Annotated in this window: 15 protein-coding genes; 4 read left to right on the top strand and 11 right to left on the bottom strand. The window is 64.2% G+C overall.

What is annotated here, in order from left to right; all coding sequences use genetic code 11:
* The first annotated feature begins 22 nt into the window (after positions 1-22).
* From asd to GJV18_RS04965, 3 genes are all read left to right on the top strand, one after another.
* Positions 23-886, top strand: coding sequence for an archaetidylserine decarboxylase (gene asd / locus GJV18_RS04975; protein WP_160343598.1), 864 nt, complete (start codon positions 23-25; stop codon positions 884-886).
* 205 nt (positions 887-1,091) lie between these two features.
* Complete coding sequence (locus GJV18_RS04970; protein ID WP_160343597.1) at positions 1,092-2,897, top strand: molecular chaperone; 1,806 nt, start codon at positions 1,092-1,094, stop codon at positions 2,895-2,897.
* Between the two features lie 63 nt (positions 2,898-2,960).
* A complete protein-coding gene (locus GJV18_RS04965; protein ID WP_160343596.1) occupies positions 2,961-5,030 on the top strand; it encodes an EAL domain-containing protein in 2,070 nt (689 codons plus the stop codon).
* A gap of 59 nt (positions 5,031-5,089) precedes the next feature.
* Here the strand turns inward: GJV18_RS04965 and serB are convergent, their stop codons facing one another.
* Entirely contained in the window at positions 5,090-6,304 is a 1,215-nt protein-coding gene (serB, locus tag GJV18_RS04960) for a phosphoserine phosphatase SerB (protein WP_160343595.1), read from the bottom strand.
* Positions 6,305-6,478: 174 nt separating this feature from the next.
* Here serB and GJV18_RS04955 point away from each other — a divergent pair, with 174 nt between their 5' ends.
* Complete coding sequence (locus GJV18_RS04955) at positions 6,479-8,008, top strand: AhpA/YtjB family protein (protein ID WP_160343594.1); 1,530 nt, start codon at positions 6,479-6,481, stop codon at positions 8,006-8,008.
* A gap of 79 nt (positions 8,009-8,087) precedes the next feature.
* On the opposite strand, the gene GJV18_RS04950 is transcribed toward GJV18_RS04955, so the two are convergent.
* The 10 genes from GJV18_RS04950 to thiC form a co-directional block, all read right to left on the bottom strand.
* Positions 8,088-8,789, bottom strand: coding sequence for a PqiC family protein (locus GJV18_RS04950; RefSeq protein WP_160343593.1), 702 nt, complete (start codon positions 8,787-8,789; stop codon positions 8,088-8,090).
* A 180-nt stretch (positions 8,790-8,969) separates the two neighbouring features.
* Positions 8,970-11,222, bottom strand: coding sequence for a DNA topoisomerase IV subunit A (gene parC / locus GJV18_RS04945; RefSeq protein ID WP_160343592.1), 2,253 nt, complete (start codon positions 11,220-11,222; stop codon positions 8,970-8,972).
* Positions 11,223-11,229: 7 nt separating this feature from the next.
* On the bottom strand, positions 11,230-11,715 hold the full coding sequence (locus tag GJV18_RS04940; protein WP_160345991.1) for a retropepsin-like aspartic protease family protein: 486 nt from the start codon (positions 11,713-11,715) through the stop codon (positions 11,230-11,232).
* Between the two features lie 38 nt (positions 11,716-11,753).
* Entirely contained in the window at positions 11,754-12,737 is a 984-nt protein-coding gene (locus GJV18_RS04935; protein ID WP_160343591.1) for an esterase-like activity of phytase family protein, read from the bottom strand.
* A complete protein-coding gene (gene parE, locus GJV18_RS04930) occupies positions 12,737-14,641 on the bottom strand; it encodes a DNA topoisomerase IV subunit B (protein ID WP_160343590.1) in 1,905 nt (634 codons plus the stop codon). Before parE ends, GJV18_RS04935 begins: the two co-directional genes overlap by 1 nt.
* 14 nt (positions 14,642-14,655) lie before the next feature.
* Positions 14,656-15,267 carry a YqiA/YcfP family alpha/beta fold hydrolase gene (locus GJV18_RS04925; protein ID WP_160343589.1) on the bottom strand — a complete coding sequence of 204 codons (612 nt, stop codon included), beginning with the start codon at positions 15,265-15,267 and terminating at the stop codon, positions 14,656-14,658.
* An 84-nt stretch (positions 15,268-15,351) separates the two neighbouring features.
* Positions 15,352-16,170, bottom strand: coding sequence for a 3',5'-cyclic-AMP phosphodiesterase (gene cpdA / locus GJV18_RS04920; protein WP_160343588.1), 819 nt, complete (start codon positions 16,168-16,170; stop codon positions 15,352-15,354).
* Between the two features lie 153 nt (positions 16,171-16,323).
* Positions 16,324-16,776, bottom strand: coding sequence for a DUF1249 domain-containing protein (locus GJV18_RS04915; protein WP_160343587.1), 453 nt, complete (start codon positions 16,774-16,776; stop codon positions 16,324-16,326).
* On the bottom strand, positions 16,767-17,366 hold the full coding sequence (locus tag GJV18_RS04910) for an NUDIX domain-containing protein (RefSeq protein ID WP_160343586.1): 600 nt from the start codon (positions 17,364-17,366) through the stop codon (positions 16,767-16,769). Before GJV18_RS04910 ends, GJV18_RS04915 begins: the two co-directional genes overlap by 10 nt.
* 89 nt (positions 17,367-17,455) lie before the next feature.
* Entirely contained in the window at positions 17,456-19,339 is a 1,884-nt protein-coding gene (thiC, locus tag GJV18_RS04905) for a phosphomethylpyrimidine synthase ThiC (RefSeq protein WP_160343585.1), read from the bottom strand.
* Positions 19,340-19,382: the final 43 nt, after the last annotated feature.

Genomic DNA, 19,382 nt, shown 5'->3' with positions numbered 1-19,382 from the left:
GCTTCCCCAGCAAGGACTCTCCATGAAACAGCGTCTGTTTATCGCCAGCCAATACCTGCTGCCCCATCACCTGCTGTCGCGCCTGATCGGCTGCGCCGCGGAATGCCGCGCCAGCTGGTTCAAGAATCGCCTGATCACCTGGTTCGCCAAGCAGTACCAGGTCAATATGAGTGAGGCTCAGGTCGAAGACCCGACGGCCTATCAGCACTTCAATGACTTCTTCACCCGCGCCCTGAAAGAGGGTGCCCGCCCCCTGGACCCGACCCCCGGTGCGATTCTGTGCCCGGCCGACGGCGCAGTCAGCCAGCTGGGCAAGATCGAGCATGGCCGCATCTTCCAGGCCAAGGGCCACAGTTTCAGCCTGGTGGAGTTGCTGGGCGGCGACACCGAGCGCGCAGCGCCCTTTATGGGTGGCGAATTCGCCACCATCTACCTGTCGCCCAAGGACTATCACCGCGTGCACATGCCCCTGGCCGGCACGCTGCGCGAAATGGTCTATGTGCCGGGCCGCCTGTTCTCGGTCAACCAGACCACGGCGGAGAACGTGCCCGAACTCTTTGCTCGCAACGAGCGGGTGGTCTGCCTGTTCGACACCGAACGCGGACCCATGGCCGTGGTGCTGGTCGGCGCGATGATCGTCGCCTCCATCGAAACCGTCTGGGCCGGCCTGGTCACCCCGCCCAAGCGCAGCCTGAAAACCGTCCGCTACGACGAAGCTGCTCGCGCCGCCGTGGAACTGGACAAGGGCGCTGAAATGGGTCGTTTCAAATTGGGCTCTACCGCCATCGTGCTGTTTGGCCCCGACCAGGTGCAGTGGGCCGAGCAGTTGAGCGCGGGCAGTGCCGTGCGCATGGGCCAAGGCCTGGGCCTGCCGCAAGCGAGCTGAGCCCAGCCGACCGGGGGCGGCCCGCCCGCTCCCGGCTGAACCCACGACCCAGCACTGAGGTCAAAGACCACAGAATCCGTGATGCAACGCTCCTTTGGTCGCGCAGCACTGGCCAAGCGTATGGCTGCCATGGCTGCCAGATGCTGCTAGAGTCGAGCATAAGACCACTTTCACCCGACAGGCGTGCCGGAGCATCCAAGCGAGTATGGAGAAACAGAGCCCACACCTTATGCTGCGTGTCACCACGCCGGACAAGCAGAGCCTGTCATTCTGCAATGCCAACCCGCGCGACCTGAAACGCTGGGTTGCCGGCCTGCCCAAGGCCAATATCGGTGAAACCGCACGCCAGCTGTATCAGGTCCTGGTCGAACTCAACCAACTGATCACACCCTCGGACAACCGCCTGCAGCTGCTGGAGCTGCTGCGCCCCGAGGTGTATTTCGTGTGCAAGCAGCTGGAGAAACACTTCCTCAACCAGGCCATCGTCCTCGACGAGCGTCCGCGCAAGGTCGCCAACCTGTGCCAGGCCCTGCAGAACCATCTGGCCATCGGCTACAAGCTGATCATCAGCCGCCTGCTCAGCCAGAACAGTAGCGAGCGCACACCGCTTCTGACCGTTGCCCTGCAACGTGCGGTATACAGCCTGAGCGGCCCGCTGATTCGCGCCAGTCAACTCTACTGCCCGGTCCCCGAAGGCTTGTGGCTGGAGCTGCACCAGCTTTACCAGATCGCCCAGAGCCGTGACCTGCATAGATCCCGCGTACGCGACCCGCTGGCTTGCCATGCCGACGGCCTTAGCGTGGAACAAAGCTATCTGGTCGCGCTCCTGCTGGGCTGCGCCCGTTGCAACCAGATGCGCCAGCAGTCCATCGCCCTGCTGGCCGAGGCGCTGGAGCCCTGGAGCACCCTGGTCAAATTGCAGACCGGCACACCGATCTCCAGCCTGTTTGCCGTAGCGCCCCGACAAGATGCGCCGCCGCGCTACACCTCGCTGTTCCAGCCGAGCGAGCTGCAGAGCAGCATGGCCCTGGACCCCACCGAGCTGGTGGATGCCATCAAGGAGTACCTGCTGCTGCCCAGCGAAGAACAGAACAAGACACGTCTCAACGATCCCCATGGCCTCAGCCCGGACATGCTGCAACATTTGGCGGCAGCCTGGGGTGATATCGCCGAGCGCTCGTTCCAGCGCACCCAGAGCCAGGGCCAGCTGACCCTGTGCATCGGCATGAGCGCCCTGCACTATCACCTGGCCGGGCAGCGCCTGTTCAACGAGGTGTTGCAGCGCCCCAGCGTAACCAACACCGTGAATTTCGAGACCCGCAGCGAAGCCCCGGATGTCTGGTCCAATGCCTTTGATGCGGAAAGGCTGCAGAGCTGGAACTCGCCAGCCCCGATGGAAGAGATCCAGTACAGCCCGCCATCCGAACCCGTCCTGCCGAACGAGGCCAGTGTCACGGAAAGCTATCCGACCTATCCGCTGTCGATCGTCAACACAAGCCCGGGTGGCTACTGCCTTTCCTGGCCCCGGGAAGTGCCCAACCAGTTGCAGGCAGGCGAACTGCTGGGCATTCAAAGCCACGGCCAGCAGGGTTGGAGTGTTGCCGTGGTGCGCTGGATTCGCCAGGTGCGCGGTGGCGGCACGCAGATGGGTATCGAGCTGATCGCCCCTTACGCACAACCCTGCGGCCTGCAACTGCTGCGCAAGACCGAGCAGAACAGCCAGTTCCTGCGCGCCTTGCTGCTGCCGGAAATCAGCGCCATCTCCCGCCCGGCCAGCCTGATCACGGCACGCCTGCCCTTTCAGGAGGGGAGCAAGGTGCTGATCAACCTCAATGGAGAAGAGCGCCGCGCCGTTCTCAACCGCAAGCAGGCCAGCACCGGCAGTTTCAACCAGTTCGAGTATCACAGCGTTGACCAGCCGCCCAGCGAGCCTGGGAAACCCGTCACAGCCGGCAAGCAGCCAAAACCCCACGGGGAGGAAGACTTTGACTCACTCTGGAAGTCACTGTAGATTCCCGACGCACTCCCTTTTGTCGCCTTTTCGCATCCGTTTGGCGCCGACTTGACTCCTGCTATGGCCATCGAAAAAAAAACTATTCGGCTACTCATCCTCGAAGACTCGCAGAACGAAGCAGAGCGGCTGGTCAGCCTGTTCCGTAATGCCGGCCATGCCACCCGCGTCCACCGCCTGAGCTCCAGTGACGATCTCAACACTGCTCTGCAGCAAAGTTGGGACCTGCTGATCTGCGCGCCCCATAGCGAGCAGCTGCCGCCCAACGAGGCACTCGGCATTATCCGCCGCGCCGCCAAGGACATCCCGATCATCCAGCTGCTGGCCGACAACGACTCCGACAGCGTCACCGAGGCGCTGATGCTCGGCGCTCAGGATGCGCTGCCCCAGGGGGACGACGAGCGCCTGGTGCTGGTGGCCAAGCGCGAGCTGGCCAACCTGGAAGAACGCCGCGCCCGCCGCGCCGCCGAAGTGGCCCTGCGGGAAGCGGAGAAACGCTGCCAGCTGCTGCTGGAAAGCTCGGTCGACGCCATCACCTACGTCCATGACGGCATGCATATCTATGCCAACCGTGCCTATCTGGAGCTGTTTGCCTACGAAGATGCCGATGAGCTGGAAGGCATGCCGATGATCGACCTGATCGGCAGCAGCGACCAGGCCAGCTTCAAGGACTTCCTGAAGAACTACCAGAGCGCCGAGGGCCATGCCGAGCTGAACTGCAGCGGGGTCAAGGCCACTGGCCAGAGCTTCCAGGCGCAGATGAGCTTCTCCCCGGCCACCTACGATGGCGAGCCCTGCATCCAGGTGGTGATTCGCGCCGAAAGCGGCAATGCCGAACTGGAAGAGAAACTGCGTGAGATCAGCACCCAGGACCTGGTCACCGGCCTGTTCAATCGCGTGCACTTCCTGGAGCTGATGGACAGCGCCGCCGAGCGCGCGGTCAATGCCGGGCAACCGGCCAGCCTGGCCTATATCCGCGTGGATCGCTACGCCACCCTGCTGGCCGATATCGGCCTGGCCGGTATCGACCTGCTGCTGACCGACATGGCCAACCTGCTGCGCGCGCACTTCCCGGAAAACGCCAAAATTGCCCGCTTCGGTGATGACGTCTTTACCGTACTGCTGCCCGGCAGCACCCCGGAACAGGCCAGCCCCAGCTACCAGGCGCTGCTGAAGAAGGTCGAGGGCCATCTGTTCGATATCAGTGGCCGCACCGTGCAGACCACCCTGTCCATTGGTGGCGCCGGCCTCAACGAAAAGACTGCCAAGGCCCAGTCTGTGATAGACCGCGCCCATCGCTGCGCCGACGAACTGAGCGAAGGCAATGCCCTCAAGATCTTCAACCCAGCCGATGAACTGGCCGCCGCCGCCAGCCGCGGCAATGTCGTGGCCATGATCCAGCAGGCCCTGGAAAACAACAGCTTCCGACTGTTGTTCCAGCCCATCATCAGCCTGCGCGGCGATAACTTCGAACATTACGAGGCCCTGCTCAGGCTGATGAGCCCCCAGGGCGAAGAAGTGCCGCCGCTGGAGTTCCTGGCAGCGGCGAAGGAAGCCGGCCTGGCCGAAAAGATCGATCGTTGGGTGATTCTCAACGCTATCAAACTGCTGGCCGACCATCGCAGCAAGGGCCACAACACCCGCCTGTTCGTGCACCTGTCCAGTGCCAGCCTGCAGGATGCAACCCTGCTGCCCTGGCTCAGCGTGGCCCTGAAAGCCGCCCGCCTGCCGGCCGACTCTCTGGTCTTCCAGTTCAGCGAGCAGGATGCGGTGGCCTATCTGAAACAGGCCAAGACCATCAGCCATGGTTTCAAGGAACTGCACTGCAAGGTAGCCCTGATCCAGTTCGGCTGCGCCCTCAACCCCTTCAACACGCTCAAGCACCTGCATATCGATTTCGTCAAAATCGACGGATCCTTTGCCCGGGACCTGAGCAACGCCGAGAATCAGCAGGCCCTAAAGGATCTGCTGGCCAGCCTGCACAACCAGGCCAAGCTGACCATCGTACCCTTCGTCGAGAGCGCAAGTATTCTGGCAACCCTCTGGCAGGCCGGGGTCAACTATATCCAGGGCCAGTACCTGCAGGGCCCAAGCCAGTCCATGGACTACGACTTCGCCGCTGGCGACGAGTAGCCTCATAGCAGCAACAAGAAGGGCGCCCGACGGCGCCCTTCTTGTTGCTGCGGCTTGACTTACTCCAGCCCGTCGCGGTCGCGAAAGCCCAGCAGATAGAGAATGCCATCCAGCCCCAGGGTGGAGATGGCCTGCTTGGCCGACTGCTTGACCAGCGGCTTGGCCCGGAAGGCCACCCCCAGGCCGGCCAGCCCCAGCATCGGCAGGTCGTTGGCACCATCGCCCACGGCGATGGTCTGCTCCAGCTGCAACCCTTCCTTCAGCGCCAGCTCACGCAACAGGTCGGCCTTGCGCTGGGCATCGACGATCGGTTCCACGGCCACCCCGGTGACCTTGCCGTCGACAATCTGCAGCTCGTTGGCGAACACATAGTCGATACCCAGCTTGGCCTGCAGCTGCCGGGCAAAGTAGGTGAAGCCACCGGAGAGGATGGCGGTCTTGTAGCCCAGGCGGCGCAGCTCGGCGAACAGAGTTTCGGCCCCCTCGGTCAAACGCAGCGAGGCGCCGATGCCTTCCAGCACGTCCTCCGGCAAGCCCTTGAGCAAGGCCAGACGCTCACGGAAGCTGGCGGCAAAATCCAGCTCGCCGCGCATGGCCCGCTCGGTGATCTCGGCCACCTGCTCGCCGACGCCGGCAGCCTTGGCCAGCTCGTCGATCACCTCGGCCTCGATCAGGGTCGAGTCCATGTCGAACACGGCCAGGCGGCGATTGCGGCGAAACAGTGAGTCGCGCTGGAAGGCGATATCGACATTCAGATCCTGGGCCACGCTGAGAAACTCGGCGCGCAGGGCCACCGGATCGGCCGGCTCGCCGCGCACGGAAAACTCGATGCAGCCCTTGCCCTGCTCGGCCGGCATATCCAGAGGCATGCGCCCGGACAGGCGGTCGATATGGTCGATATTCAGGCCGTACTTGGCGGTGATGGCGCTGACCCGCTGCAGCTGCTCGGCGGTGACCTTGCGCGTCAGCAGGGTGACGATATGCCGGGCCTTGCCCTGGCCGCTGACCCACTGCTGATAATCCGCCTCGGAAACCAGGGTAAAGCGCACCTGCTGATCCAGCTCGTAGGCGGTAAACAGGATGTCCTTGAGCACCGAGGAGGCACGCTCGGTATCGGGGATTTCCACCAGGATGCCGAACGACAGGGTGTCATGGATAACGGCCTGGCCGATATCGAGGATATTCACCCCGCCCTGGGCCAGTACACCCGTGATGGCAGCAGTCAAACCGGGGCGGTCTTCGCCGGTGATATTGATCAGGACGATTTCGCGCAAGGCTCGGTCTCCGGGACAGGGTCAGGGGCGGTGGCTTGTAGAACTATCCACACGCCCGGGAAAAGGCGCACATTCTACCCAGTTTCCGCCGCAAACGGCCACGCACGGCGCTTTGCCCACTGCCAGGCGGTCGCTATACTGCGCGCCAACTCCAGTCAATACGAGCCGAGCTCTGTGAACCGGCCCACGCCCGCCAAATCCGATAATTTCTTTATCCTGCTGTTCCAGGCCCTGCGCCAGCGGCGCATCCCTCTGGTGCTGCGCATTGCCAGCCACAGCCTGCTGCTGGTGGCCCTGGCGCTGCTGATCTATGCCTGGGTGATCGGCATGCAGTTCAAGCATGCCATGCAGCAACAGGCCGAAGCCCTGGGCACCAGCCTGATCACCCAGACCGCCGCTTCAGCCACCGAGCTGCTGGTGACCAACGACATCCTCAGCCTCAACGTGCTGCTCAGCAATCTGGTGAAAAACCCGCTGGTGGCCCACGCGGCGATCTACAGCGTGGACAACCGCATCCTCGCCGAGTCCGGCGCCCGGCCGAGCAAAGACATGCTGGGCGAAATCCAGGGGCTGTACTCCACCCCCATCACCTTTCAGGAAGTGATCGCCGGGCAACTGCATATCAGCCTGGACATGCAGCAGTTCCAGCATCCCATGACCATCAGCCTGCAGAGCATGGGCATTCTCAGCCTGATCCTGCTGGCCTTGACGCTGTCCTTGAGCATGCGCCTGGGGCGACATATCTCCACGCCACTGCTGCAGTTGCGCGTCTGGCTGCGCGACCCGGACGACCCCGCGCCCGGCGCCGGTCGTCAGGACGAGATCGGCGATCTGGCTCGCCAGCTGCAAAGCCGCCTGGTGCCGCCACCGCCGCCCCGCCACGCGCCGGCGAACAGCAGCGACGAGGATTTCGCCGAAGACGACTATGCCGACCTAGATGACCTAAACGACGGGAATGAGCCGATCCCGACCTACGATGAAAGCGACTTCAGCGTCCCCGACCTGGGCGACGAGCGCTTCGATGAACTGGATGAAGAAGAGCTGCGCGACAGCTCACTGACGGACGCCCCGGACGATCCCTTTGCCGACCTGCAGCCGCCAGAAGATGAAGGCGGGAACCGCCCGGCTGCCCGCCCGCCGGTCAATCAGGCCTGCGCGGTACTGGCCATCCAGCTCGGCGCCCAGGAACAACTGCGGCGCCTGCCGCGGGCCCGCCTGCTGGAGTTGCTGCAACGCTACCGCGACTGCCTGGCCCAGGCCGCGGCCCTCTATCAGGGGCAACTGCACACCCTGAGCGATGGCAGCAGTCTGATGCTGTTTCACCATCAGCACAGCGGTGACGAGTACCTGACCCATGCCATCTGCTGCGGCGAACTGATGCGTGCCCTGGGTCATGCCCTGCAGATCGAGGTGGCCGACAGTGGCATCACCCTGCAACTGCAACTGGGCCTGACCAGGGGTGAGGGTTTGCTGGAGCTGAGTCAGGGCGACCTGCTATTGAGCGAAAGCGCCCAACACGCCCTGGCCCTGTCCCAGCACAGCCGTAACCTGCTGCTGGTGGAGCGGGCCATCGCCGACGACCCACTGCTGGGCAACTGCGCCCGTATCCGGGCCATCGCCAGCCCCCAGGGCGCCTGCTGCGTGGAGCGCCTGCTGGAGCCCTACCCGGCGCTGCTGGAGCGGCAACTGGAGCATATGCACTAAGCCTTGTCCGTCGCTGCAACCAGCGGCGGACAAGCCTGCGGCATGTCCGCCCCGCCTCGCCCTGACGACTGCCCGCGCCCTAGAAGCGAAACACTTCACCTTCGTTACGCGATGGCTCCGCCACAGGAATACGCGGCGCAGGCGGCTGTATCGGCTTGCTGACGGCAGGCTTGCGCGGCGGCGTAGCGACGACCGGTGCCTTGCCATATTCCCGGGTCGCCTGTGCCAGCAGCCCGACCAGCTGCTGCAGCAACAGGCTCTGGGCCCGCACCTGATCGGCCACCGCGCCGTTGTGTGACTCTTCCAGACGAACCAGACGACCATCGAGCAACTTGCCATCGGCGCCGGACAGGCGCCATTGCGCCTCCAGCACCGCAGCCTGCTGCGGCCCCGAATCCAGGCGCGTGATGCTCAACGCCAGGCGCAGGGTGGGCTCGAAACCCGGGCTGGCCGGCGCCAGCTGTACGCGCTGGCTATCCAGACGGGCGGCCAGCTGACGCAACAGCTGCTGGTCGATCTCGTTGGCCAGATTGCCAGCCCAGCGCGCATTGTCCGCACTGATCAGGCTACCGTCGGCCTGGCGCTGCAACAGCGCTTCGCGCTGCAGATAATCGGCCACGGTCACCGGCCCCAGGAGCAATGCAACCCCCTGATGCTCACCCGGCATCTGCCATTCACCGCCATCGAGCTGGTACAACGGCACCGGCCGATAGGCGGTGCAACCAGCCAGACCGAGACTGCCGACCACGAGTATGGCCAGCGCCTTACGCATTGTGTTCATCACGCCTTCCTGCCGGTGCAGAGACCGGCGTATGCAAAAAATCGAAACAGCTTGTGCGTCTCAACAGGCCGCGCTCCGGGAGCGGCAGCCAGCCACGGACGAGCGCAAAGTCTAGCGCTCGCCCCCACATCGTCCAGGCAATCGGCGCCGGGCTCCAGCCCGGCGCATGCCGCAGGCTCCCTATGCTTCCACCAACAGCCCATCGACCCGCTGGAAGCCCCGCGGCAGTTTGTTGCCGCGACGACCGCGCTCACCCTTGTAGTGTTCGAGATCATCCGCCTTGAGGGTCAGGGTACGCTTGCCGGCCTGCAGCACCAGGCTGGCACCATTGGGCAGCACCGCCAGATCGGTCAGGTATTCCTCGCGGCTGGCGACCCGCTCACCTGGGATACCGATGATCTTGTTGCCCTTGCCCTTGCCCAGTTGCGGCAGATCCGCGACCTTGAACAGCAACAGACGGCCCTCGGTGGTCACCGCCGCCAGCCAGTCTTCCTCGCGGTTGGCCAGGGGCTTGGGCGGCACCACCAGGGCACCGGCAGGCAGGCTGAGCAGGGCCTTGCCGGCCTTGTTCTTGGCCTGCAGGTCCTCGCCCTTGACCACGAAGCCGTAGCCGGCATCGGAAGCGATCACATACAGGGCGTTGTCGTCCGGTAGCAGCACGCAGTCGAAGGTCGCCCCCGGCGGCGGGGTCAGTCGTCCGGTGAGCGGCTCGCCCTGGCCCCGGGCCGACGGCAGGCTGTGAGCAGCCAGGGAATAACTGCGCCCGGTGGAATCGATAAAGACCGCGTATTGGTTGGAGCGGCCCGGCGCGGCGGCCTTGAAGCCGTCGCCGGCTTTATAGGACAGGCCGGTAGCGTCGATATCGTGGCCCTTGGCGCAACGCACCCAGCCCTTCTCCGACAGCACCACGGTGACCGGCTCGGTGGGCATCAGCTCGGTTTCCGACAGGGCCCGGGCCTCGGCACGCTCGACGATGGGCGAACGGCGGGCGTCGCCGTATTTTTCAGCGTCATCGAGGATTTCCTGGCGCACCAGCTTTTTGAGCTTGGCTTCGCTGCCGAGCAGAGCCAGCAGCTTGTCGCGCTCCTTGGCCAGCTCGTCCTGCTCGCCACGGATCTTCATCTCTTCCAGGCGCGCCAGCTGCCGCAGGCGGGTGTCGAGGATGTAGTCAGCCTGCACCTCGGTGAGGCCGAAGCGCGCCATCAGCACCGGCTTGGGCTGATCCTCGGTGCGGATGATATGAATCACTTCATCCAGGTTGAGGAAAGCCACCAGCAAGCCTTCCAACAGGTGCAGACGTTTCTCCACCTTGTCCAGGCGGAACTGCAAACGCCGACGCACGGTGCCGACCCGATACTCCAGCCACTCGCGCAGCATCTGCCGCAGGTTCTTCACCTGGGGCTTGCCGTCCAGGCCGATCACGTTGCTGTTGACCCGATAGCTGGACTCCAGGTCGGTGGTGGCGAACAGATGGGTCATCAGCTCTTCCACATCGACCCGGTTGGAGCGCGGGATGATCACGATGCGGCAAGGGTGTTCATGGTCCGACTCGTCGCGCAGATCGGCCACCATCGGCAGCTTCTTGGCCTGCATCTGCGCGGCGATCTGCTCCAGCACCTTGGAGCCAGACACCTGATGGGGCAGCGCGGTGACCACGATATCGCCGTCTTCCACGCGGTACACGGCGCGCATGCGCACCGAGCCACGACCGGTCTCGTAGATCTTCAGCAGATCGGCGCGCGGGGTGATGATTTCCGCCTCGGTCGGATAATCCGGCCCCTGCACATGCTCACAGAGCTGCTCCACCGTGGCATCCGGCTGATCAAGCAGACGGATGCAGGCCGAGGCCACTTCGCGCAGGTTGTGCGGCGGCACATCGGTGGCCATGCCCACGGCGATGCCGGTGGTGCCGTTGAGCAGCAGGTTGGGCAGGCGTGCCGGCAGGGTCGCCGGCTCGTTCAGCGTGCCGTCGAAGTTCGGCACCCAGTCCACTGTGCCCTGGCCCAGCTCGGTCAGCAGCACCTCGGAGTAGCGCGACAGGCGCGCCTCGGTGTAGCGCATGGCGGCGAAGGACTTGGGATCGTCCGGCGCACCCCAGTTGCCCTGGCCGTCGACCAGGGTGTAGCGGTAGCTGAACGGCTGGGCCATCAGCACCATGGCTTCGTAACAGGCACTGTCGCCATGGGGGTGGAACTTGCCGAGCACATCACCGACGGTACGCGCCGACTTCTTGTGCTTGGCGTCGGCATCCAGGCCCAGCTCGCTCATGGCGTAGATAATACGCCGCTGCACGGGCTTGAGGCCGTCGCCGATATGCGGCAGGGCGCGATCCATGATCACGTACATGGAGTAATTGAGGTAAGCCTGCTCGGTAAAGTCGACCAGAGAACGACGCTCTACGCCGTCCAGGCTCAAATCGAGGGATTCGCTCATGCGTGCCTCATTGCGGGGTTGATTGGCGCAGCACCAGGGTGCCGCCCTTCTGAGTGAATTCAAGCTGTTTCAGGGCACTCATGCCCAGCAGTACTTCATCGCCATCCATACCCGGCGCGATCAGCGCGGCGACATCGCGCAGTTCGATCTCACCCAGGCGCAGACTGGCCAGACGGGTGCGGTGCGCGGTGGCGCGACCATTGGCGGTATTGATGGTGATCGGCGCACCGATCGGCAATTGCAGCGCACCGGCCAACCGCTCGGGAATCGCGACAGCGGTGGCGCCGGTATCCAGAAGGAAGGTCACGGCCTGGCCGTTGATCTGCCCGCCAGCCAGGTAATGCCCCTGACGACTGCTGGCTAACTGCACCTCGACAAAGTTATCGCCGTGTACCGATTGTGGCGACTGATTCGGATTGCGCTGGCGCTCCTCCCAATTGCCGAAGAAATGCGTGGCCAGCAGCAAGGCAGCGCCCCAGGCGAGCACCAGCATTATCCGTCCGGCACGCTGGCCGGGCTGCGGTGCTTCACTCACTGGCGGCTACTCCAGCCGCCCCTAGGCGCGACAAAACGCCAGACAACAGGCCGCGATTCGCCATCAGTGCGACTGAACCGACCGTTATCGACCCCGACCCAGGCGCCCTCCTTGTCCACCCACAAGGCCTCAGCCATGCCGTAAGCCACCGGATAGCGGCGCGATTCATCCACGGCCACGGCGGCAAAAGACCAGCAGCGCTCCACTGCGGCGTCGCCCAACTGGCGCCGGCAGATACGATGGGCCTGCCGCTCCAGGGTGAAAAGCTTGTCCTGATAAAAGGCCAGCGCGGAGAAATCCAGGGGCTGCACCTTGCCCCCCAGGGCTGCGGGGCCGACTGTCTCGCCGCTTTCGCTCAGCATCACGCAGCTGCCGCTACAGCGCCAGCTGCTGCGCTGACGCTGCAGCGCCAGCAAGCCGCGGCGCATGCGCTCGGCGGCCAGCCACAGACGCTCGCCGGACGGATCCACGGCAATGCCCTCGAACATGGAGTTGTAGTGCAACAACATGCCACTGGCGCGTGCCTGACGCAGCAGGCTGGAAGGCAGGCTCAACCAGCGCGGCTCGCCTTCGACCGGCAGCATCAGCACGGACATGCGCGCCTCGCTGACCAGGTAGCGATTACCCGCGGCGTCGCAGCTCAGCCCCTCGAAATCCAGATGACCGCCGCGCAGGGTGCCAGCCACCCAGTTGCGCATGCGCAGGCCCCAGGGCAGACGGATATCCGGCGGTGGCGGCGCGGCGAAGCTCTGCGCCTCGGCCTGCAATACACCCTCGTCGCCCACCAGGCGATAAAGACGCTCATCAACCCGATCGGAAACGGCCCACAAGGCATCCTGACACCAGGCCAGGCCCGACAGGTTACCGCCACTCATGCCCTCGACCGGATGCTCGCTGAGCAGCTGCAGCTCGCTCAAGCTCGGCTCCTCGGCCAGCGCCGGCAGGGCCAGCAGGCTCAGGGCCAGCAACAGCCGTCGCATCAGAGCAAGACCTCGGCCAGGTTGCCCTTGGACTCCAGCCAGCTCTTGCGATCACCGGCGCGCTTCTTCGCCAGCAGCATGTCCATCACCTCGCGGGTGCCCTCGAAATCGTCCAGGGTCAATTGCACCAGGCGCCGGGTATTGGGGTCCATGGTGGTTTCACGCAGCTGCGGCGGGTTCATCTCGCCCAGACCCTTGAAGCGGGTGACCTGCGGCTTGCCACGGCGCTTCTCGGCCACCAGACGATCGAGAATACCGTCGCGCTCGGCCTCGTCCAGGGCATAGAAGATGTCCTTGCCCAGGTCGATACGGTACAGCGGCGGCATGGCCACATAGACGTGGCCGGCGTCCACCAGCGGGCGGAAATGCCGCACAAACAGGGCGCACAGCAGGGTGGCGATATGCAGGCCGTCGGAGTCGGCGTCGGCGAGGATGCACACCTTGCCGTAGCGCAGCTGGGACAGGTCGCTGGAACCAGGGTCGAGGCCGATGGCCACGGCGATATCGTGCACTTCCTGGCTGGCCAGCACCTCGCTGCCGTCCACTTCCCAGGTATTCAGGATCTTGCCGCGCAGCGGCATGATGGCCTGGAACTCCTTGTCGCGGGCCTGCTTGGCACTGCCGCCGGCCGAATCCCCCTCGACCAGGAACAGCTCGGCGCGCATCGGATCCTGCCCGGCGCAATCGGCCAGCTTGCCGGGCAGTGCCGGACCCTGGGTGATCTTCTTGCGCTCGACCTTCTTGCCGGCCTTGAGGCGACGGTTGGCGTTGCTGATGGCCAGCTCGGCCAACTGCTGGCCCAGCTCGGGGTGGGCGTTGAGCCACAGGCTAAAGGCGTCCTTGACCACACCGGAAACGAACACTGCTGCCTCGCGGGAGGACAGGCGTTCCTTGGTCTGCCCGGAGAACTGGGCATCCTGCATCTTCATCGACAGCACAAAGGCGATGCGCTCCCAAATATCCTCGGGCGCCAGCTTGACCCCGCGCGGCAGCAGGTTGCGGAACTCGCAGAACTCGCGCATGGCGTCCAGCAGGCCCTGACGCAGGCCGTTGACATGGGTGCCACCCTGGGCCGTGGGAATCAGATTGACGTAGCTTTCCTGCAGGGATTCGCCGCCTTCGGGCAGCCACAGCAGGGCCCAGTCCACCGCCTCCTTGTTGCCGGCCAGGGAGCCGCAGAACGGCTCATCCGGCAGACGGGCAAATTCACTGACCGCATCCACCAGGTAGGAGCGCAGGCCATCCTCGTAATGCCATTCGACCTTCTCGCCACTGGCCTTGTCCTCGAAGCTGACATTCAGCCCCGGGCACAGCACCGCCTTGGCCTTGAGCACATGCTTGAGGCGGCTGACCGAGAACTTGAAGGAATCGAAATACTTGGCATCCGGCCAGAAGTGCACGCTGGTGCCGGTGTTGCGCTTGCCCACCGTGCCGATCACTTCCAGCTCGCTTGCCTTGAAGCCATCGGCAAAGCTCATCTGGTATTCGTTGCCGTCACGTTTGACCGTGACCAGCACCCGGGTCGACAGGGCGTTGACCACACTGATGCCGACGCCGTGCAAACCGCCGGAAAACTGGTAGTTCTTGTTGCTGAACTTGCCGCCGGCATGCAGCTTGGTGAGGATCAGCTCGACCCCGGGCACACCCTCTTCCGGGTGGATATCCACCGGCATGCCGCGGCCGTCGTCGATCACCTCCAGGGAATTGTCCTCGTGCAGGATCACCTGGATCGACTTGGCGTGCCCGGCCAGGGCCTCGTCGACACTGTTGTCGATCACTTCCTGGGCCAGGTGATTGGGCCGGCTGGTGTCGGTGTACATGCCCGGGCGCTTGCGCACCGGGTCGAGGCCGGACAGGACTTCGATGGCATCGGCGTTGTAGGAGCTGGAACCTTGCTGGGCCATGGGGTCTCTTGTGGTCAATTGAAGGCGGAAAAGTCGATATCCTGCCACAGTTGGCGAGGAATATTGGCGAAAGCAAAGAGCATCGGCAGGCGTTCGGCGAAACCCTGGAAGCCATGGTCGCCACCGGCCTGGATACGCTGGGCGCAGCCCCGGTAGTAGGCCTGGGCGTCCCGGTAGTCGAGGGTCTCGTCGCCAGTCTGCAACCACACCTGATAGCGCTGCGGATCGTGCGGCGGGGCCACGTCCAGTTCGGCCAGAGCCGCGATATGGTCGTGGGTCAGCTCCCAGGTCTCATCGCTGTAGTAATTCTTCTGCGGCCCCAGGTAGCCATCGAAACGCAGATGCGGCCGCACGGCCGGGTTGATCAGCAGCGCAGGCAAATCATGGCGCTCGGCCAGAAAGGTCGCATAGTAGCCGCCCAGGGAGCTGCCAACCAGCAGCGGCTGCCCCAGCTCACCGATCAACGCTTCGAGCTGGGCGATGGCCTGACGCGGATGGTGATGCAGGGCCGGTACGCGCAAGCATTCGGCCCTGCCCAGTTGCGCCATGGCACGCGTCAACTGACTGGCCTTGAGCGAGGACGGTGAACTATTGAGGCCGTGGATATAGAGGATGGAATCAGTCATGGAGCGGGAGGCTACTAGGACAGCGGCGCAAGCTGCAAGCTTCGCACCAGCCATCCGCGCCACGGGGCTGCGGCTGTAGCTGCCTTAGTAGCCCTTGATGCTGTAATCGATTTCGAACTTGATACCGGTGACCCGCGACACCCCGGTGTCCAGGCGGCCGTCTGCATACAGGCGCAGCCAGCGGTAACCCGGCGCGGTGGTATCGACCTGAAACTCCTCGCTGCCCGGCGCAAACTGCACGCAGGTCGACGGCGAGGCCAGCAGACGCACCCCCGCCTGCATGCGGTCGAACTCCTGATGGATATGCCCCCAGAGCAGCGCCCGCACATGGCTGAAACGCTCAAGCACGGCAAACAGTGCCTGCGGATTGCGCAGGCCGATGGGCTCCATCCACTTGCAGCCGATGGACACCGGGTGATGATGCAGGCAGACCAGCACATGCCGCTCGGGCGTCTCGCTCAGGGCCTGCTCCAGCAAGGCCAGCTGCGAGTCGGCCAGATAACCGGGCACGGCGCCGGGAATGGAGGAGTCGAGCAGGACAATGCGCCAGTTGCCCAGATCGATGACCGGATCCAGCAGATCGCTGCCGGCACAGGCGGCCTGCATGGCCGGGACTTCATCGTGATTGCCGGGGAACCAGCGGGCACTGCCGGGTATTACCGCGGTCATCTCACGGAAGCGCGCATAGGAGGCTGAGCTGCCATCCTGGGACAGATCACCGCTGGCCAGCATCAGATCGATCTGCGGCTGCTCACGCAGCACCTGCTCGATCACCCGCTGCAGACTGTCACGCGTGTCCATGCCCAACAGCTTGCCGTCCGCCTCGGCGAACAGGTGACTGTCGGACAACTGCACCAGCAGCACCGAGGCATCAGCAATGGTTTGGGGTTGCACGCTCGGCAAGGCCGTCTCCTTGAGCGGAATGCCAGAATTATGGTGGCTATTGCCCGCCAGGGTAAACCCGCTAACAGGGAATAGTTCACAGAACGCCCGGGGTAAATCCTGCGCCCACCTTTAGGCTAGCTGCTGCGCAGCCGATACGCACGCCGCCGGCCGTTAACGGACCGGCTCCAGCTCATGGCCACAGGCCAGGCAGTGGCTCAACCACTCACCGAGAAACAGATTGAGCTGGGTTTTCTCGTCCGGCTGGTGCATGGCCGCATTGGGATAGGGGTAGATGCCGTGAAAGCGCCGGGCGCTCTGGGTGCCGACCACCTCGGCCATGCGCGCATCGTGATAGACCCGCACTTCCAGGCGCGGCACCGGCAGCCAGGACAGGCTGTGCTCCTGACGCACCTCGATGGTGGAGGTATAGGGGCAGGTTTCCAGCACCTCCAGGGCCAATACGCCCAGCAGGTGCTCGCCCTGGCTCAGGGCCACGCGACGAACCTGCTGCGCCTCGCGCATGCCCGGCAGCAACTGCAGCAGGCGCACATAGTTGAGTTCGCAAGCCGTCTGCAGCTCGACCAGGTCGACCCGGTAGCGCTCGCGCAACAGGTTCATGACCACAGCCCCCGCACCTCAGCGCGGTTCAGCGCCAGCCACTGCAGGGCGATAATGCTCGCGGCGTTATCAATGCGCCCATCCTTGAGTGCATCCAGGGCATCTTCCAGGGGCCAGACATGTACGCGGATATCCTCGCCCTCCTCGGCCAGCCCATGCACACCACCGGCACCCTCACTGTCGCAGCGCCCGATAAACAGGTGCACGCGCTCATCCGAACCGCCCGGCGAGGGGTAGTACTGGGTGATCGGCCAGAGCGAGGTCAGCGGCAGATTGGCCTCTTCCAGCGCCTCACGCCGAGCCACCTCCTCCGGCACTTCGTCCTTGTCGATCAGCCCGGCCACCAGCTCCAGCAGCCAGGGGTTGGCGCTCTTGTCCAGGGCGCCCACACGAAACTGCTCGATCAGCACCACGCAATCGCGCTGCGGGTCATAGGGCAGCACGCAGACCGCGTCATGCCGCACAAAGAGTTCGCGGCTGAGTTCAGGGCCCATGCCCCCGGCAAACTGGCGGTGGCGCAGGCGCAGTCGATCGAGCTGGTAGAAGCCGCTGAAACAGGGCTCCCGCTCGATCACCTCTACATCGTCGCGCTGCATAAATCGTCCCCCGATTATCAAGAACGGGCCCGAAGGCCCGTTCCGCTTACCCCTATGCTGCACCGAAACCGCGTGCAGCAGAAGCGCTATCAGACCTTCTGATACAACTGACTGCCCTGGGCCTTGAACTCCTGCGCCTTGGCCTGCATACCCTCCTCCACTTCCAGGTCGACGGCGGCGATGCGCTGCTCTTCAGCATAGACCCGAACCTCCTGGGTGATCTTCATCGAGCAGAACTTCGGCCCGCACATGGAGCAGAAGTGCGCCACCTTGGCCGAGTCCTTGGGCAGGGTCTCGTCGTGGTAGCTGCGCGCGGTGTCCGGATCCAGGCCGAGGTTGAACTGGTCTTCCCAGCGGAACTCGAAGCGCGCCTTGGAGAGCGCGTTGTCGCGGATCTGCGCGCCCGGATGCCCCTTGGCCAGATCAGCCGCATGGGCAGCGATCTTGTAGGTGATGATGCCGGTCTTCACGTCATCCTTGTTCGGCAGGCCCAGGTGCTCCTTCGGGGTCACGTAGCAGAGCATGGCGCAGCCGAACCAGCCGATCATCGCCGCGCCGATGCCGCTGGTGATGTGGTCATAGCCCGGGGCGATGTCGGTGGTCAGCGGGCCGAGGGTGTAGAACGGCGCCTCGTCGCAGCATTCCAGTTGCTTGTCCATGTTCTCCTTGATCAGCTGCATCGGCACATGGCCGGGGCCTTCGATCATGGTCTGCACGTCGTGCTTCCAGGCGATCTTGGTCAGCTCGCCGAGGGTTTCCAGCTCACCGAACTGCGCTTCGTCGTTGGCGTCGGCGATCGAGCCCGGACGCAGGCCATCGCCCAGCGAGAAGCTGACGTCGTAGGCCTTCATGATTTCGCAGATGTCTTCGAAATGGGTGTAGAGGAAGTTCTCTTTGTGGTGCGCCAGGCACCACTTGGCCATGATCGAGCCGCCGCGGCTGACGATACCGGTAACGCGCTTGGCGGTCAGCGGCACATAGCGCAGCAGCACGCCGGCGTGGATGGTGAAGTAGTCCACGCCCTGCTCGGCCTGCTCGATCAGGGTGTCGCGGAACAGCTCCCAGGTCAGATCCTCTGCCACGCCGCCAACCTTTTCCAGGGCCTGGTAGATCGGCACGGTACCGATCGGTACGGGGCTGTTGCGGATGATCCACTCGCGGGTCTCGTGGATATGCTTGCCGGTGGACAGGTCCATGACGGTGTCCGAGCCCCAGCGGATGCCCCAGGTCAGCTTGGCCACTTCTTCCTCGATGGAGGAACCCAGGGCCGAGTTGCCGATATTGCCGTTGATCTTCACCAGGAAGTTGCGGCCGATGATCATCGGCTCCAGCTCCACATGGTTGATATTGGCCGGGATAATGGCGCGGCCGCGGGCGATTTCCTCGCGCACGAACTCTGGAGTGATTTCCTTCGGAATGCTGGCGCCGAAGCTATGGCCGGCGTGCTGCTCCTTTAGCAGACCCGCCTCTCGTGCTTCCGCGAGTTTCATATTTTCGCGGATGGCGACGTATTCCATCTCTGGGGTGATGATGCCCTGACGCGCGTAGTGCATCTGACTGACGTTCTTGCCGGCCTTGGCCTTGCGCGGGTTGCGCACATGGGCAAAGCGCATGGCGGACAGCTCGGCATCATTCAGGCGGCGCTGGCCGAATTCGGAAGACAGGCCGGGGAGTTTCTCGGTATCGCCGCGATCCTCGATCCAGGCGCTGCGCACGTCCGCCAGGCCCTTGCGCACGTCGATGGTCACGTTCGGGTCGGTATAGGGGCCGGAGGTGTCGTAGACGGTGACCGGCGCGTTGATCTCGCCACCGAAGTCGGTGGGGGTCACGTCCAGGCTGATCTCGCGCATCGGCACGCGGATATCCGGGCGCGAACCCTGCACATAGACCTTCTGCGAACGGGGGAAGGGTTGCACCGACTGCTGGTCGACCTGCGCCGACTCGCTCAGATTCTTTTGTTGTTGTGCACTCATCAAGGCTCTCTCCGCTAATGGTTGTCGGAGCAGAACCTGAAAG

This window comes from Pseudomonas xionganensis (genome assembly GCF_009763245.1).
In the GTDB taxonomy this organism is placed as follows: Bacteria; Pseudomonadota; Gammaproteobacteria; order Pseudomonadales; family Pseudomonadaceae; genus Aquipseudomonas; species Aquipseudomonas xionganensis.
This window is presented reverse-complemented; position numbering and strand designations above follow the sequence as displayed.

Excerpts from the sequence above, each read along its gene's own strand:
- asd (WP_160343598.1), top strand. The coding sequence starts at position 23 with ATGAAACAGCGTCTGTTTATCGCCAGCCAATACCTGCTGCCCCATCAC.
- GJV18_RS04970 (WP_160343597.1), top strand. The coding sequence starts at position 1,092 with ATGGAGAAACAGAGCCCACACCTTATGCTGCGTGTCACCACGCCGGAC.
- GJV18_RS04965 (WP_160343596.1), top strand. The coding sequence starts at position 2,961 with ATGGCCATCGAAAAAAAAACTATTCGGCTACTCATCCTCGAAGACTCG.
- GJV18_RS04950 (WP_160343593.1), bottom strand. The coding sequence starts at position 8,789 with ATGAACACAATGCGTAAGGCGCTGGCCATACTCGTGGTCGGCAGTCTC.
- parC (WP_160343592.1), bottom strand. The coding sequence starts at position 11,222 with ATGAGCGAATCCCTCGATTTGAGCCTGGACGGCGTAGAGCGTCGTTCT.
- GJV18_RS04940 (WP_160345991.1), bottom strand. The coding sequence starts at position 11,715 with ATGCTGGTGCTCGCCTGGGGCGCTGCCTTGCTGCTGGCCACGCATTTC.
- GJV18_RS04935 (WP_160343591.1), bottom strand. The coding sequence starts at position 12,737 with ATGCGACGGCTGTTGCTGGCCCTGAGCCTGCTGGCCCTGCCGGCGCTG.
- parE (WP_160343590.1), bottom strand. The coding sequence starts at position 14,641 with ATGGCCCAGCAAGGTTCCAGCTCCTACAACGCCGATGCCATCGAAGTC.
- GJV18_RS04925 (WP_160343589.1), bottom strand. The coding sequence starts at position 15,267 with ATGACTGATTCCATCCTCTATATCCACGGCCTCAATAGTTCACCGTCC.
- GJV18_RS04910 (WP_160343586.1), bottom strand. The coding sequence starts at position 17,366 with ATGCAGCGCGACGATGTAGAGGTGATCGAGCGGGAGCCCTGTTTCAGC.
- thiC (WP_160343585.1), bottom strand. The coding sequence starts at position 19,339 with ATGAGTGCACAACAACAAAAGAATCTGAGCGAGTCGGCGCAGGTCGAC.